The organism is Kordia algicida OT-1, assembly GCF_000154725.1.
GTDB lineage: Bacteria > Bacteroidota > Bacteroidia > Flavobacteriales > Flavobacteriaceae > Kordia > Kordia algicida.
On the sequence record NZ_DS544873.1, the window covers coordinates 778,642 to 795,224 of the forward strand.

Annotated in this window: 17 protein-coding genes and 1 tRNA gene; 13 read left to right on the forward strand and 5 right to left on the reverse strand. The window is 32.2% G+C overall.

The features are described 5' to 3' along the window. The first annotated feature begins 88 nt into the window (after positions 1 to 88). From KAOT1_RS03480 to KAOT1_RS03515, 8 genes are all read left to right on the forward strand, one after another. Complete coding sequence (locus tag KAOT1_RS03480) at positions 89 to 700, forward strand: hypothetical protein (RefSeq protein WP_007093313.1); 612 nt, start codon at positions 89 to 91, stop codon at positions 698 to 700. 261 nt (positions 701 to 961) lie between these two features. Next, positions 962 to 3,178: a S41 family peptidase gene (locus KAOT1_RS03485; RefSeq protein ID WP_007093314.1), complete on the forward strand. Its 2,217-nt coding sequence runs from the start codon at positions 962 to 964 to the stop codon at positions 3,176 to 3,178. A 67-nt stretch (positions 3,179 to 3,245) separates the two neighbouring features. Continuing rightward, positions 3,246 to 3,893, forward strand: coding sequence for a hypothetical protein (locus KAOT1_RS03490; protein ID WP_007093315.1), 648 nt, complete (start codon positions 3,246 to 3,248; stop codon positions 3,891 to 3,893). Continuing rightward, complete coding sequence (locus tag KAOT1_RS03495; RefSeq protein ID WP_007093316.1) at positions 3,894 to 4,445, forward strand: HAD family hydrolase; 552 nt, start codon at positions 3,894 to 3,896, stop codon at positions 4,443 to 4,445. It begins immediately after the preceding gene. Positions 4,446 to 4,488: 43 nt separating this feature from the next. After that, entirely contained in the window at positions 4,489 to 5,205 is a 717-nt protein-coding gene (gene bshB1 / locus KAOT1_RS03500; RefSeq protein ID WP_040559864.1) for a bacillithiol biosynthesis deacetylase BshB1, read from the forward strand. A gap of 1 nt (position 5,206) precedes the next feature. Next, positions 5,207 to 5,476 (forward strand): hypothetical protein, encoded by a 270-nt coding sequence (locus KAOT1_RS03505; protein ID WP_007093318.1) that lies wholly within the window; start codon positions 5,207 to 5,209, stop codon positions 5,474 to 5,476. A gap of 12 nt (positions 5,477 to 5,488) precedes the next feature. After that, on the forward strand, positions 5,489 to 5,695 hold the full coding sequence (locus KAOT1_RS03510) for a hypothetical protein (RefSeq protein WP_157560021.1): 207 nt from the start codon (positions 5,489 to 5,491) through the stop codon (positions 5,693 to 5,695). A 128-nt stretch (positions 5,696 to 5,823) separates the two neighbouring features. After that, a tRNA-His gene (locus KAOT1_RS03515) sits at positions 5,824 to 5,899 on the forward strand. A gap of 117 nt (positions 5,900 to 6,016) precedes the next feature. Here the strand turns inward: KAOT1_RS03515 and KAOT1_RS03520 are convergent. From KAOT1_RS03520 to KAOT1_RS03535, 4 genes are all read right to left on the reverse strand, one after another. Then, positions 6,017 to 7,360, reverse strand: a complete 1,344-nt coding sequence (locus KAOT1_RS03520) for a tyrosine-type recombinase/integrase (RefSeq protein ID WP_007093320.1) — start codon at positions 7,358 to 7,360, stop codon at positions 6,017 to 6,019. Between the two features lie 3 nt (positions 7,361 to 7,363). After that, complete coding sequence (locus KAOT1_RS03525) at positions 7,364 to 7,723, reverse strand: hypothetical protein (RefSeq protein WP_007093321.1); 360 nt, start codon at positions 7,721 to 7,723, stop codon at positions 7,364 to 7,366. A gap of 87 nt (positions 7,724 to 7,810) precedes the next feature. Continuing rightward, positions 7,811 to 8,575, reverse strand: a complete 765-nt coding sequence (locus KAOT1_RS03530; protein ID WP_007093322.1) for a MerR family transcriptional regulator — start codon at positions 8,573 to 8,575, stop codon at positions 7,811 to 7,813. Between the two features lie 136 nt (positions 8,576 to 8,711). Further along, entirely contained in the window at positions 8,712 to 9,362 is a 651-nt protein-coding gene (locus KAOT1_RS03535; RefSeq protein WP_007093323.1) for a hypothetical protein, read from the reverse strand. A gap of 288 nt (positions 9,363 to 9,650) precedes the next feature. On the opposite strand from KAOT1_RS03535, the gene KAOT1_RS03540 reads away from it, so the two are divergent. From KAOT1_RS03540 to KAOT1_RS03560, 5 genes are all read left to right on the forward strand, one after another. Next, positions 9,651 to 9,923 carry a hypothetical protein gene (locus tag KAOT1_RS03540; protein WP_007093324.1) on the forward strand — a complete coding sequence of 91 codons (273 nt, stop codon included), beginning with the start codon at positions 9,651 to 9,653 and terminating at the stop codon, positions 9,921 to 9,923. A gap of 152 nt (positions 9,924 to 10,075) precedes the next feature. After that, positions 10,076 to 11,401 carry a hypothetical protein gene (locus tag KAOT1_RS03545; RefSeq protein ID WP_007093326.1) on the forward strand — a complete coding sequence of 442 codons (1,326 nt, stop codon included), beginning with the start codon at positions 10,076 to 10,078 and terminating at the stop codon, positions 11,399 to 11,401. Next, entirely contained in the window at positions 11,395 to 11,871 is a 477-nt protein-coding gene (locus KAOT1_RS03550) for a hypothetical protein (protein WP_007093327.1), read from the forward strand. The genes KAOT1_RS03545 and KAOT1_RS03550 overlap by 7 nt, the downstream gene beginning before the upstream one ends. Continuing rightward, positions 11,871 to 12,149 carry a hypothetical protein gene (locus KAOT1_RS03555; RefSeq protein ID WP_007093328.1) on the forward strand — a complete coding sequence of 93 codons (279 nt, stop codon included), beginning with the start codon at positions 11,871 to 11,873 and terminating at the stop codon, positions 12,147 to 12,149. The genes KAOT1_RS03550 and KAOT1_RS03555 overlap by 1 nt, the downstream gene beginning before the upstream one ends. Beyond that, on the forward strand, positions 12,149 to 13,306 hold the full coding sequence (locus KAOT1_RS03560; protein ID WP_007093329.1) for a glycosyltransferase: 1,158 nt from the start codon (positions 12,149 to 12,151) through the stop codon (positions 13,304 to 13,306). The genes KAOT1_RS03555 and KAOT1_RS03560 overlap by 1 nt, the downstream gene beginning before the upstream one ends. 179 nt (positions 13,307 to 13,485) lie before the next feature. Here the strand turns inward: KAOT1_RS03560 and KAOT1_RS03565 are convergent, their stop codons facing one another. After that, positions 13,486 to 16,392, reverse strand: a complete 2,907-nt coding sequence (locus tag KAOT1_RS03565; RefSeq protein WP_007093330.1) for a T9SS type A sorting domain-containing protein — start codon at positions 16,390 to 16,392, stop codon at positions 13,486 to 13,488. Positions 16,393 to 16,583 lie beyond the last annotated feature (191 nt).

A 16,583-nucleotide genomic window follows, 5' to 3' on the forward strand; every position in this document is an offset into this window, starting at 1 on the left:
TCTAAAAAATCTCAATCATAATGGTTGAGGTTTTTATCATAAATATGCTAACAGAAATTGTTTATTTTCTCTTAATTATTTGAAAACAATGAAATACATTCTAATTGTCATTTTTGGTACACTTTTTACTTCTGACGAAAGTGCAAAAAGCTATTATTTTCCGCTAGAAAATTTAAAAGAAAGTAAAATTTATGTGTACTCAGCTAAGGAAAATCCATTAGATACAGAATATTGGAAACTCACTTACAATGTACAAGACAGTACTTTGGTTACAGAAGCATTTCATTCAAATTTTGAGAAGTATGAATATTTTAGGGAAAAAATAACCGATAAAGGCACACAACTAGAAAAATTTATTTCGTTTGTAGCGAAAAATAGGAGAGGAAAATCTGCAAAATACAATCGCAAGCCTATAAAAAAAGATGTGTATTTATGGAGTACAAAAAAACCATACACCTATTCAGCCTATTTTATGGATGAAGATTATGGGAAAATTATTCTTATAAAAACACGCGAATTTATAAAAGAGGAAACACTCACGATCAATACTAAAACACACAACGTTTTAAAATTTAAAGAAACGTATACGTATAAAATAGCTTCTACGAGTGAGAAATACACTCATGACCAAATTACGTATTATGCAAAAGGCATTGGTTTGGTGCGTATGGAAAAAAATATCCTGATAAAGAAAATGTAATTTTAGAACTCTCAGACATACTTTCAGACGAAGCATGGAAGCAATTAAAAAAATAAACTAAACAGGTCTAGTAAAATGTTTAAAGCTATGTTAATTTCAAAACAGTTTTTACATTTTTAAGTATATTCGTTTTCCCTCACAAAAATTATCAAATATAAAAACGAAGCCTCTTTTTTATATTCAGCTATTATTTGAAAATAAAAGAGATTAGCGCATCAAAAAACCAATCATACAAAACGAAAAAAACTTTAACCATTGATTATGAAAACTAAATTCCTAGTATTTCTATTACTCTTTCTTTGCGGAAACGAATTTGCAACTGCACAAAAAACGGCCAATACACTAAATCTTAATCTGGATTTTGAACAAAATGAAAAAAAAGAAAAATTGCCAGACAATTGGTTCGCTTGGGGAACACTACCTGTCACAAAAAGTGATCTTGCACATTCCGGTGATATTGCAGGGAAAGTAACTTCTAAAGATGGAAAAGGTAATTTTGGTTGTGTTGCGTACAAAATTCCAGCGAATTACGAAGGAAGCTATATCAGGCTTACGGGATACATGAAAATTGAAAACGTAAGAGGCTTTGCAGGTTTGATGTTGCGGATTGATGGAAACGGCAATACATTAGTCTTTGATAACATGCAAAACAAAAAAATAGAAGGAACGCTTGGTTGGAAAAAGTATACCATTACTTTACCGTATCCTGATGACGCAGAAAATATTTATATAGCAGGAATTTTATCAGGAAAAGGAACAGCTTGGTTTGATGATTTTGTCTTAAAAATTGATGGAAAAGATATCCAAAAGATTAAAAAAAAGGAAAAGAAAGTATATAAAGCTAGCTTAGATACTGCTTTTGATGAAGGTTCTAAAGTAACATTTTCTGAGTTGACAAAAACTAAAATTGCCGATTTGGAAGTGTTGGGAAAAGTATGGGGATTTTTAAAATATCATCATCCTGCAATTGGAAAAGGTGAATATAATTGGGATTACGAATTATTTAGAATATTGCCAACTTTTTTAAATGCAGAAGTCAAAGGTGAAAGAGATAAAATTTTACTCAGTTGGATTGCAAGACTTGGAGCTGTAGAAAAATGTTCAGATTGTGCTAAAACTGATGAAAAAGCCATTCTAAAACCAGATATGGCTTGGATGGATGAACTGAATATTGGTTCAAGCTTAAAAGCAAAACTTCGCTATATTTATAACAATCGATATCAGGGAGATCACTATTATATAAAATCTGTTCGGCAAGTAAATAATCCGAACTTCATCAATGAAAAACCCTATGCAAAGATGAATTACCCAGATGCAGGTTTCCGTTTATTAACGCTGTATCGTTATTGGAATATGATTCACTATTATTTTCCTTACAAATATTTAACAGATAAAGATTGGAGTACCGTTTTAAAAGAATACATTCCAACATTTATCAACGCATCAACCGAATTGGAATATGAAATTGCGGCACTTCGTCTTATTGGCGACATACAAGATACGCATGCAGGTTTGTGGGGTGGAAATGATAAATTTCAAGCAATATTAGGAAGTAATACGGCACCATTTAAAGTTGCATTTGTTGAAAATAAATTGGTGGTTACAAAATATTACAATCCAGAGTATAAAGAAGTTTCTAAAGTAAAAATTGGCGATGTCATTACACATATTAATGGCAAAACAGTTGAAGAAATTAAAAAAGAACGTCACGACTATCATCCAGCTTCCAACGAACCTACAAAAGATAGGAATATGGCAAAAAGTATGTTGCGTTCGCCAAACAAAGAAATAGCAATTACGTATGTTTCAGACGGGAAAACACAACAACATACGCTTCCGTTGTATGGCTTTAGAGACTTAAATATATATGCAAAAAGTAATAAAGCATCGTACAAATTATTAGACAACAATATTGGGTATGTAACGTTGGAAACCATTTCAGTTGACGATATTTCTAAAATCAAAAAGCAATTCAAAAAAACAAAAGGAATCATCATTGACATTCGCAATTATCCAGCGGAATCTATTTTATACTACTTAGGTTCTTACTTTGTTTCAGAACCTACAGAATTTGTGAAGTTTAGTAGAATGAATGAAAAAAATCCAGGTGAATTTGTAATGACAGAAGCATATGAAATTTCAAAATCCAGATCAATGTACAAAGGGAAATTGGTTGTTTTGGTGAATGAAGCTTCTCAAAGTCATGCAGAATTTACGGCGATGGCATTTCGCGCAGGAGAAAACACGACTATCGTAGGAAGTACAACTGCGGGTGCAGACGGAAACGTATCAACCATAATGTTGCCAGGCGGTTTAAGAACATCAATATCAGGAATTGGCGTGTATTATCCAGATGGTGGAGAAACGCAACGAATTGGTATTGTGCCAGATGTTGAGGTAAAACCAACCATCAAAGGAATTAAGGAAGGAAAAGATGAGGTTTTAGAAAAAGCGATTGAAATTATTTTGAAAGAGTAACAAAAATAGTATGCGACACACATATATTGTAAATTTCTAACAATCTAACAATCTAACAATTGATTCAATGATACAAAAATTCCTAAAAGCAAAACATTGGCAATTATTTATACTCATGTTTGCCATTCCGTTTCTACTTCAAATGATTTTGATGATGCGGATGATGTCAACAATGATGTCAGGCATCGAAAACGAGTATATGAAGCCAGATAGCTTTTTTCAGATATTTGAGAGTTTTGGCTACATGTTGCCAATCATCATGATTTTTAATATGATTTTCTATTTTGGCTGGTTTTGGTCAATTGGTGTCGGACTGCAAAAATATGTTCCATCTGATGTAAATTTAAAAGTAAACAGATTTAAATTCACACTTATCTTTCCATTAATTTATATCACGTTTATAGCGATTGGAATAAGTTGGATGTTTAGTGGAATAGCTGCAGATCCTAATAGTTTTCCGCAATCCATAAGTCCTTTAGTATTTCTAATCATACCATTGCATTTTTTTTCAATGGCTTGCATGTTTTATAACCTATATTATGTGTCTAAAACACTAAAAACGGTTGAGTTGCAACGTGAAGCTAAAATTGGTGAATGCTTAAAAGAAGTCATCTTATTTTGGTTTTATATTGTTGGAGTTTGGATACTTCAACCGCAAATCAACAGGATTGTTTCTGATGAAAATCAATCAAATAAAAACTTAATGAATTCCTAATTGAAACCAGCAGAGAACATACTTCTTGTGTTAGATTTAGATGAAACGCTATTGCATTCTTCTGAAAAAAAACTAGCACTTTCTGAAGACTTTCAGTACGCTGAATATTATGTATATTTCCGACCGCATTTACAATGGTTTTTAGAGGAAATGAACCTCCATTTTAGTTTGGCAATTTGGTCTTCTGCTGATGATACCTACGTAAACGATTTGGTAGCTAAAATTACACCTAAAACAGTAAATTTTGAATTTATTTGGGGAAAATCGCGCTGTACACCAAGGAGAAACTACGAATTCGGAAATTATGTTTTCGCCAAACATTTGAAGAAACTGAAAAAGAAAGGGTTTTCTCTGGAAAAAATTCTCATCATTGACGATTCTCCAGAAAAAACAAAAGACAATTACGGAAATGCGGTTTACATCACTCCATTTGAAGGAAATAGAGAAGATGTAACTTTGAAAAAACTAGCTAACTATCTGATTTCTATAAAAGATGCCGAAAATGTGCGCACTATTGAAAAAAGAGGTTGGTTACATAAAAATACACTTTAATAAAAAACGTAACTTTGCTGAAACAGAAAACAGCATAAAACAGATGAAACTAGACATATTAGCCATTGGCGCGCATCCTGACGATGTAGAATTAGGTTGTGGCGCTACGATTGCTAAAGAAATTTCTAAAGGAAAAAAAGTAGGGATTCTCGATTTGACACGTGGCGAACTCGGAACACGCGGTTCTGCCAATTTACGAGATATTGAAGCAGCAAATGCAGCTAAAATATTAGGCGTGGAAGTTCGTGAAAATCTAGCTTTCGCAGATGGTTTCTTTGTGAATGATAAAGAACATCAGTTAGAAATCATAAAAATACTTCGCAAATATCAGCCAGAAATTGTATTATGTAATGCTATTGACGATCGCCATATAGATCATGGAAAAGGTAGTAAACTTGCGAGTGATGCTTGTTTTTTAAGCGGATTACTGAAGATTGAAACTACTTTAGACGGAAAATCGCAAGAAAAATGGCGACCAAAGCACGTGTATCATTACATTCAGTGGAAAAACATTGAACCAGATTTCGTCGTAGATGTTTCAGGTTTTATAGAAACAAAGCATGAAGCAGTGATGGCGTACAGTTCACAATTCTATGACCCGAAAAGTAATGAAGCTGAAACGCCAATTACAAGTAAAAATTTTATAGATAGTATTCATTATCGAGCAAGAGATTTAGGACGTTTAATTGGTGTAGAATTTGCGGAAGGTTTTACTGTTGAGCGTTATGCTGCTGTAGACTCATTACACGATTTAATTTAGCATGGAAAAAGAAAATACATACGATCCGTTTCAATTTCAAAACGTGCCAACAGCACAACAATTCTCATTACCTGAAAAACTCATGGCAATTGTATTGGTTTTCAGTTTTATGACCATTCCGTTATACGAGATCAGTTCGGATGCTTTTAAAGCGAATTATGTGTATAAACCTGAACCTAGTTATAGCTGTGCGACTTCTTATTTTGAAGCGCATCCAAACATAAGTTTTACAACTGAATTTCGTCAAGGAAAAGAGAAAAATAAACAATAACGAATTATGCTTATGGAACAAGAACATTTACATGATCCGTTACGATTTCAATATGAATCGAACACACGTACATTTTCACTACAAACAAGAATAGTAGCAGTACTTTTGGTATTGATCTTTGTTTTTACTCCTTTATATGAGATAAGTCCAGAGACTTTTCGATTTAATGCAATTGAAATTGCTTATGGAGGTTGTTTCCCTTTTGGTAGCATTTTTTAAATTTATATATGATTTTTTGAAGTGCTAATCTTTTAAAAATCATATAGATAAAAAATGTTATTAAATAAACTAAAAAAATACTTTGTATGGAAAATGAAATAGCTTATATTTGCATCCGCAAAACAAATGGTGATTGTAGCTCAGTTGGTTAGAGCGCTGGATTGTGGTTCCAGAGGTCGTGGGTTCGAACCCCATCTTTCACCCATAACATAACCCCTTCATAAAGAAGGGGTTATGTCGTTTTTGTAACTTTTTTAATAGTATGATTTGTTTCTTTTTTAGCTAGGAGCACCGTATAGGAGCACCGTTTCGATGCATTTTTTAGCCAAAAATGTCCAATTTTTTTACAGCTTTGTCAACTACTTTCTTATCAATATAATGCTTTTGAAGTACTTCGTCAGTAGAGTGTGAAGATAAAGATTTTGCTTCTCCACCAAGAGCCGAAACAAGATAAGTTAAGTACGTTTTACGTAGGTTTTTAAATTGTAACTTTCTCTCAGTTCCTAAAAGATCATAATAGTGCGAAAATCCTTTAGAAATAGCATCCATCATTGATTGAGTTTTTGCTTTTCTATTCGGTGCTAGAATATATTCGTGACTACCTATATTTTCATTGTATCCTAGCCGTAAGAGCAGTTTCATAAGGCTCTGAGTAATTGGAATTATTTTAGGTTTTACATTATCTGCAAAAGCTTTACCCTTTTGTCTTTCTACCTTTAAATTCGAAACAACTATATATGAAGGTTCATTATTGGTTTCTTTAATCATATTCCATTTTAGTTCTACAACTTCTTCACGTCTTCCTCCTGTATGTAATCCTAGCTCAAAAGCATCTTTGAGATAATCTCTATACCTATTTTTTTTACTTTTGCCTTCCATAACGTACCCGTTTAAGGGAGAGATAATTTCTAAAAGCTTTTTGAATTCATCAGCAGTTATGGTTTCATTATCACTTGTTTCAGGTCTTTTTTGAAATCCTTTAAATGGATTTGTCATTTTTAATTCAAACTTTTCTATCGACCATATAAAGAATGATTTGATTATTCCCATTTTTTTATTGTAAGTCCGATTCGCATGATGCAAATCTTCAAGCAAATACTTATGAAAATACCCTACATGCTTGTCATTGATTTTGGAAATTATAATGATTTTTGGATTTACTTTATTTTTTTTCAAAGCATTATTGAAAAACTCAATTGTTTTTTCAATCTCATCAATATGTTTTTTTGATCGATCTTTTTTCTTATGTTCAGGGACGCCAATATTTTCAAGAAAATCCATATATAATACTTGTGCATCGATAAGGTAATGACGTCTAGGAGAAACTTCAGGATTAAAGTCGATCTCTCTTATCCCTTTGAATTCATTTTCAAATTCAATTGCTTGTGAAACAGCCTGATCATAGGTTTCGGCATCATGGGTTTTTACTGCTTTCTTATCTCTTGTGCCTGGTATATGGATTCTTGATTTATACTTATGAATTTCATGTTCTTTACATTTAGAAAAGTTCTTTTTTGTTAGTCCACAGGTGTTTTCTTCCTTTGTATGAATACCATTTTCTTGTTTAATATATCTTTTAGTCCACGAAAAGTTCTTTTTACACTTGTAACAATATATTAAAAGTCCTTTGTGCTTATTTGAGGGTAGATGTTTTCTTTTTGCCATAGACTAAGAGTTTGCTAGCCTTTTGGCTCTTTCAGAAATTGGCGTAACTCTATGAGATATTTGTGTAGAGTCTATATCTCCATCCTCAAGCAAAGAAAGATACCCTATATGATCTTTGTCTTTGTAACACTTATATAATTCTATCCATTTTGTAGGATATCTTTTTTTAAGGTTTTTTACTAAGTGCCTATCTAGTTCAATATCAACCAAGAATTTAGAAACAACCATTTTGTTCCCAACTTCTATGATTTTGATGTTTGCTTGTTCACACCATTTTTTGGCACTTGCTATACCCTTGACTAATAATAATTCACATAATTTTTTTAAATCAATTAATTTTTCATCTGTTTTTTCAATTTGCATTTTAATTAAATTAATACGCTTCCGTTTCTGCGGTCAGCATATTAGTTTGGATTCTATGGGAGTTTTTCTCCTTTTTAAATATAATTCTTATGGGCGCTCTTTAATTGTTCGTTTAATTTGAACAATTTTACCACGAGCCTGTTTTATTTCAATATGTTGGTAATCGTGACCTTTTAGGATATTTAAGATCCTTTCTCCATTAGAAACGATCTCGGTACTTTCGATAGTGTCAATTTCTCCTCCTTTTTTTGTGATCTTTACTGATTCAAAATTTTCTGAACGTAGGATCAACAGCACTTGAATTTCATCTTTACTTAATCCTTTAAAAATATCTAATGATGGTTCTTGGTAAAGTAGTTCAATATTGAGCTTTATAAGTTGATTAAGATTCAATATCACATGATTGGTCAATTCATTATTTTGCATCTTATCAATAATAGCATAGGCATTTAGAATATTTATTTTTCCATTTTCATCCACTAATATATAAAGAGGATTTGCGCTCATGAAAATTTCAATAATAGCTAAATTTAAGATCTCAATTTCTTCCCCTTGATCATTTTCATTTTCGATGATCTCTTCGATTTGTAATAGTTGATTTTTGATACTTAAAATTATTTCATTTGTAAATCCAAACTTTTTAAGTTCTTCAATTATTCCAATCCATAAAATATCTACCAAACTAAATTTTAGCCATCCTTTTTCATTTGACTGATGAAGCGGAATTAGTGATTCCTTTTTCCAAATGTTTAATAGTTGTTTTGAAATCCCAACAATGTATTTAATTGAATAAATTTGTTCATTCAATTTCTCACTTAAGCTTTTAAAATTTGATTTTTTAGTTTTTTTCACGATAAATTAATTGTTTTTCAAATATAAATAAAAAAGTAAAACTATTTTTACTTTAAGTGTTAAAAGTCAAATATATTTTACTTTTAAAACATTAACAGATTGTATATCAGTTAATTAATAGTAGTTTTTTTCAATTTCATTTTTCGTTAATTAGTTTTTTTAATAAATTATTCTCGTTTTCCTGTACTATTTGAATTTTTTCATACGTTTTTTTCAATTTTTCATCTAAAGAACCAATTTTATCCTTTAGCTCGATCAATTTGGTTTCGTAATCAAATTGAATGATATGTAAAATATTATAAAAGAATTGTGAAGCATCTTTAGGAAGTAGGTTTGCAAAAATTCTAATTTGGGTATCAAGTTTGAATTTTTTGGCAAGCTCTTCATGTTCAAAACTAATCTCTTTTTCAATATCAACTTCGCTGAAATCAATATCTTCCAGCTTGATTTTTTCAGGAGTAGCTTCAGTCTTTTTTACCTGTTTATGAGCAGGTAAAAAATTATTTAGGTCATACTCAAAATCAACATCATCATGGTAAAAATAATTCATGTTCACATTGTAGTGTTTGGCAAAATTGATCAGTGCAGTATGTGTGATATGGCTTTTACCTTTGTTAACTCTTGAGATCAATCCTTGACTAGCTGGGTAGATCACTAAATTGATTCCACGATAACTATCGGGTTTTATTCCCGCTTTTTTTGAGTCCATAATTATTTGATCTACTGCTTTGACAAAGAGCCTATCGATCTTATTTATTTCATTTTTTTTAGCGTGGGTACTTTTCATCTTTAAGGTATTTATTTTCAATTATTTACTGAAAAAATTAGGGTTTAGGGTAGTTTTATTTAACTCTTTTTTATATGAATTGTAATAAATTTTATTTTGTTTTTGTTTATATTTGGTCGCAAATGAGGTCAAATATATTAAAATTTATGATAAAATTTGGTGTAATTTTAGTCTTTTTTATACAAAAGTTTGTTAAAGTTTTATATAAAGTTTAGTAAACTTTTGGTGAAGTTTTCTAATACATTTGACTTTCAATCATTGAAAATTGACATTAAAACCACTATATATATGTATCATTCAGAAGACTATAAGTCGTTAAAAAAACGGATGTTAGAACTATTCGACAATCCTACAACAGTAGTTGCAGATCGCTCAGGTCGTTCTCAACCAACTGTTACCAAATTCTTTAAGCAAGTTTCCATTAGGCATTCCTCATGGTTGTCTATATATGAAGCTTGTATTGAACTTGTAGAAGAACAAGAAACTAGACTAAAGCAGCTTTATGAAAAATCAAGTAAACTGATCAAGAAGGAGGATTCAGTTCACAGTAAAGAACAATAGCTGTATGAAAAGATCCATTGTTCAAAAAGATATGGAGTTTTTAAAAACTCATATCGCTAGTATCAAGTATGAAGTTGAGATGTTAAAAAAACACGCTATTCCAAACCTACGACGCAGACAGGAGAAACTGATGTGTCGAAATTGTTCTAAGGATGAACATCATTCATTTTTCAACGGTTTTTAGGCGATTAGATCATTTTGTAAAGCTTCATAACTCCAATAGTCCTATTCTTTCTACACATTTGCGACAACCTATTGTCGCTACTGCGAAAGAAATTATAAAAATTTATTCTTTATCGCTTCTAAAGGCGCATAAGATCTCTCCTTTGGATTTGGATAACATTCCACCTTTGGAAACCAATAGTGTTCAGTTGGCTACTATGACCAATGTGAGTCCAAGAACCATTAGAAGACATATCAGACGTCTTTTAGATGCTAATGTACTTACAGAAAAAGTGTTCAAAGGAAGAAAAGCCAACTACGAGCTTCGATTCAACTTAGATATCCTGTTGATAAACGGTGTAAAAGCTGTTAAAAGGGGAAAAAAGTTCAACGAAGATCAAAAAAGTAAAAAGACTGATTATCAGTTTTTTAAAAATTCTATGCGGACAAGATGTCCACAACCTAACCCTAGTAACAATAGTTACATACATAATATACTAATAGTAGTTGATAAAAAATTAAATAGGAGTTCGCTCTCGCTCACGCCACAAAATTTAACAAGCAACGCTTCTAGTAACAATTTTTCAAGATACGCAGAGGAGGAAGGCGCAAAAAAAAGTAATGAGCTACCCACGCAAGGCAAACTAGGCGCGAAATTTTTAGGTCAAAAAAAAGCACCCAACGATAACTTTTGTGATGATGCAGAGGAGGAAGAAAATAGCGGTGAAGTTAAAAAACAAGCTAAAGACACAGCTTCAAGGCTTGAAACTTCCCGCTTAGCTTCCTTCAATCCTTACGTAGATTCTTTGTGGGAACTCTCAAAAGACACCATTTATAAAGATACCTTTCTAACTAAAGATCAGCAAGTAAGGGCAAAAGAATTGTTGCGGGATTGGTATGCACCTGTGGCAGAACCGAATTTGGCAAAAGTTCACCATGTGTATACACAACGTATTGCATTGGTACAAAGATATATAGCCAAAGACCCCGAAAATAGGTATGTACAATTACCGCACAGGTATTTTGATGTGAATAACAAACATGGGTTTGCAGGAACAAAAGTTTGGTATGAAAAACAAATTAGAAGCAAACGAAAAACACGCTTAAAATTAATTCTTCACGCACAAATTCGTCGATTTCTCAATAATGAAAAGAAAGACACCTCTAAGCAAGTATCACGTTTGCAATTATTTAGGCAATGCGAAGCTCGTATAGGTGAATTAAAAGACCAGGAACTGCTAGATCAGTTCTATGCTTGCATTTTAGATAAGACCACCTTTAATTTTTTACAATCTAATACACACTTACGATGTTAAAAAAATCAAATTCATTAAGAAAAAAATTAAAAGATGCCGTGACCGATCTATCGGTTGACATTTTTGGGTATCAAAAGTTAGTGACAACAAATATCATTCAAAACACTAGGTTGATCTCAGATCAACTCAGGATTCCAAAAGAGGGTCTTTTTTTAAAGATCTATCAAAAGGATCATACGATCAAAGCTTTTCTATTCCACCGATCAAAGGCGATCCAAGAGATTCCTACCAAAGAGCTTGCCTATTTTTTTATCGATCGACAAACCGCAGAGCTGTCAAGGATTCAAAATAAAATTGCATTCAGCATAAAAAAATACCTGAGTGATCTTGCAAGGATAAACGCATTAGACATTGAAAAACTTGCCATATGGATTCATGTAAAGAATGAAAAGGTGATCATTAATGCTTTCCATAACGATCAATTTGTAAAAGAGATAACAATGGGGTCATTAATAAAATTCTTCAGATAATGGGCGCATCACAAGGTTGGAAATTAAAGCATGATTCAGAAACTAAATTGATCGTTTGGTTTGCTGATGGGAACATTCGAACGCTGTATTCTATTGATTGGAATTACAAGTTTTCAAAGACAAAGAAACGAGAGATCGGACTGGCACGATTTTACAAGAAGATCGAAGATTATGGTGAAAAGGCAATAACGGCAGAGATCTATGATATGAGTTCAGGAATGCGGATCGCAAAATTTCGCAGGGGAGAGGAAGTAGCAATCAATCAAAACGAATATTAATGAAAAAAATCATTCAATTAAAACAAAAATTAGCATCAAGTTCAAGATTTCATAGTAAGTACGATCTAAGTGAAGATGACAAAATTCATTTATTGTATGTTTCTCCAAAATTAAATGCTACGGGATATTATCGTTTGATCTCCCAAGCACTTGAATTGAACAGCACCAAAACCCATAAAAGTATCATTACAAATATAGATAGTAATGACTTTAATAATTCATTAAATGATCTTACCACGGTTTTGGATGAGCGTCTAATCGTATGGGCGGACTATATTATATTTCCGCCGATCTTTAGTGATATCACATATCTTTTAAAGGCGATCCAATCATTTAATCCAATGATTCAAATAACATTCAACATAGATCAAAATTATTTTGGATTAAGTGATATGAGTATTGGGAAAAGAAAAATTTCAAAAATGGATCTATTAAACTTGGAACACAACTTAGCGTGTGCAGATCTTTTGTTAGTTGCGAATTTAAAATTCAAAAACTTTTTGCATCGATTTATAAATATGCGTCACCCAAATGCAGATGTGGTCACTCAATATATACCCAACTTGATCTCAAAGATCGGGTATGAATCTATGCCAAAGATCAGTAAAAATGAATCAGAGCTGTTTCGTGTTGGACTTGTTAAACCAACTTTGGAAGATTTGGATTTCATTACAGAATTATTCAAAATAATGCCCCCTTCATTGAAAGATAAAATTCAGCTAGTCATTATGGGGAGTTCCGCTACGTATCAGACCATCGAAGAGTTTGATCTACAAAGTGATGTTGAATTTCACAAAACGGTTAATTTTAAAAGCTTCTTTTCAAAGTTAAATGATCTAAAACTTGATTCGGTTTTGCTTTTAGCAAAAGACTCTACGTATCATAAACATCATAGCAGTTATTTATTTTTGGAACTATCAGCTTTTGGAATTCCAACGATCACATCGATCTATCATTCAGCAAGTAGGAGTATAACTGATGGAGTCGATGGACTGATCGCATCAATAGAACCTGAGTGGATCAAGGCACTTGACTTGCTTGTAAATGTAGAAGGAATAAAAGAAGAAATAGGAAGCATGGTGATAAAGAATGTATGGAAGAATCACAGTTTTTCAACAAAGCAAATTAAAACGATTACTGAAGAAATATTCTTCTAAAAGCGAAAAGGTACTGTTATAAAATCCAAACAAATTAAGTAAAAAAACATTTGTTTTTTATTAAAAGAAAAAGAGAGGAAACCTACTTATAACCTCTCTTTTAAAGAAAAGTCATTGCCTTAAATGACTTACTTATATTTAATGAATTTATGTTCTTTATCCCTTTGTTAGTTTTAATCTTAAAAATAAACTCCGTTTTGAAATTCTCCAATATCAATCTGTAGAGAATTATTTTTCTTGTTTTTATCTAAAATAAGTTGCCCAATAGTATTGTAGATTGATAGTTGTTTTATTTCATTTTTTTGAAGGTTTTTGATAGTTAGTAAATTCAAAACTTCATCATATACTAAAAAAACATCACCTAAAAATTCTTCATCTACTGCTAACGTACTTGACTCTTGAAAAACTATACTAAATCTCATGTGGTCTACTCCTGTATCTAACCAAATAGTAGCATCTGAAGTTGATAGATTGTAATATGTATCGTTGCGAATATCTTTTAGATAAACAGTTGCATCACTTGGAACATTTTCCATCTCGTCTATACTAAAATTATATAGTCCTGCATCTGCTATTTTTATACCTAACGGAAGTTCTTGTGTAGTATCAAATTGTGGCAAAGCTAAAATAGATAGCTCTTCATCGTTTAATATCCAGTACAATTCATTTCTTTGATCATCATACGTCTTGGCGTCATATCCTTTGTCATAATCTAGTGTAGCATTTGTATCGTATCCCAACCCTATTACTCTTACATGGTCTGCAGGTTCTTTAAATGAAAACCAAATTTTGGTACGATCATCAATTGCTGTTGCTGTATTTTCAGGCTGACCATTCCTATAGTATACTGTTTCATTTAAGGATTCTTTTGCAAAAGTTCGTTGTCCGTTATTAAATACTAACGATCCTGCGGTATCTATGGTTACAAAAAAACCTTGCCCTACTGCTATATTTCCTGTCGGAGTTCCTTTTGAAGATGTTCCACTTCCACTCGTCAGTCCTGAGTCATCTGCAATAGCAGGAAGTCCCATCATTAAGTTATAGGTAGCATATCCGCCTTGGTAGTCAGCTAAGTTATGACTATTGTTAGAAGAGAAGTGTTCCCAAAAGTGTAATGTTCCATCTATAATTGACAGATTATCATTGATGAATTGATCTGCATCTAAAGCAGATGGGTACGGGTTTCCAATTAAGAAATCATTGTTAGCAACAACTGTATAGGAATAGTTTCCATCATTAGGAATTCCTTTAAAGATATATTCTTGTTCGGTTGCTGTTACTCCTGAACCTTTCATGGTGTACCCTCTTCCTGGTGTTATGTTATCTGTTGTTGATAAAGAGTTCCAACCTGCGTATTCTCCTGAAACAGCATTAAAATCATATAGCCAATGATTACTTAGTGTAATTGGAGAGGTTGCTGGATTGGCATCAAATGCTGTTGTGTAATTTATAACTCCATTAGCATCTTCTAAATATCCTATTTGCCAGCTGCCACTTCTATTTACAGGAGCACTCCAATAGTTATAATTATGTAGGTTTACCGTTCCTTGCTGACGTATCCTGAGTTCTCCCATTCCAGAATTAGATGTGGCACTTGTATGATTTTGAATTAATTGTGCTTCTCCTAATAAATCAACAACTCCATTTATATTTACTTGGTCTTCCACTTCTAATAGTATTCCATCAGAAACGGTGATAGTTCCGCCGCTTTCAACTTCTATTTCTCTTACGTGCGCATCGAATGTTAGTGTTCCTGTGGCTCCTGATTTTACTGTAAATTTCAAACATTCATCTGTATCATCAGGTGCATTTGCTGTTCCTGAACCATGAAAAAAAGAGGTTCCATTCCATACGATCTGATCTAAATAGCGAAGGGTAAAGTAATCTCCGTCTGTAAACGAAACTCCTGTTGCTGTTGCAGTTGTTCCTACGACAGTCAAGTCATATACAGTAGGAGAACTAAAGTCACTATGATTATCAACAACTAATTGTAAAGGCTGACAACTTTGTTTTCCTGATAGATCCATTCCCGTTATATCAAAAGCAACTGTAACTGTTCCTAAGTCATTTACCTTACTCACACGCCATTTTGAGCTTAGTTGCTCTGTGTAATTTACAGGGTCATTTGAAAAAACATAGGTAGGATCTTTGGTTTCTTCTCCCCAAAATAGAAAATCACCATTAGAAAGAGCTGAAGGTGTATTAATTCGTACAATTCCCGTTCCTCTTGAATCAGTATGATTGGTACCATCAGTTGCCTGACCTATACCAGCTACATCATGATCAAAATTCCCATTTCCTGAATTATCTTGGGAATAAAGGTCATTTAAAATATTTATACTTCCATACTTAGCAGACAAATAATTTTCTACAATTATTCTTTGTGCTGTATTCAATCTAGAATTATATACTATTACCTCATACATATCATAATTAGCTTCATCTACTCCATTTCTTCCTAATGTTCCAATGAATAATGGACTTCCTGAAATATTTAAACTAGTCGAAGTATTATTTCTTCCGATAGTAATATTATTAGAACCAGTTTGTTTATCATAAGAGAGAATCCCATCTGAATTAAATATAGAACTTAGAGAAGATGTATGATCCTGTATCCCGTAACGTGTATATCCTATTCTTCCAGTATTAAAATATTGTTCTAAACGTAGTGATCGAGAAGAATCATTGAATAAGGTGTTGGAAAACTTTCCTCCATCACTTCCATTAAGAGTAAAAAATATGGTACCTCCAGCAAATGTTTGAAAAGAATTTGGAGTCATTACATTATTGCTAGTCGCTAGAAAATCTACTGAATTAAAAGTTCCTGTATTGTATGTAGGAGGATTTGAACCTGTAGATATAAAGTTGTTTCCGTTTCCGCTGAAGTCATTCCATGTACTTACTGAAGCTCCATTTGAAGGATTATCATTTGTTAATTCATCAGCATCTAAATCGTCTGCTCTAAGCCATAGTTGCAATGGAGAACTCCCATCATTTGTTCCCACCCCTCCTGGTCCAGTTTGAGCATGACTATTAAAAGAATAAAAGCTAATGATAAAAAAGAAAAATGGTAGTATATTTTTCATCATGGATAAGTTTTACTATAAAATAATATCAAAATTTATTTTTATTATGTTAAATAAATTAATATGTAAGCAAAACTCGATGTATTACATTTATTTCCGATGAAATACTAAATTCCAAATAATAATATCTTTATTATTTAATTGGTCGTAATTGCCATTTTACTATTACTTTTTATTGTATAATCTTCAAT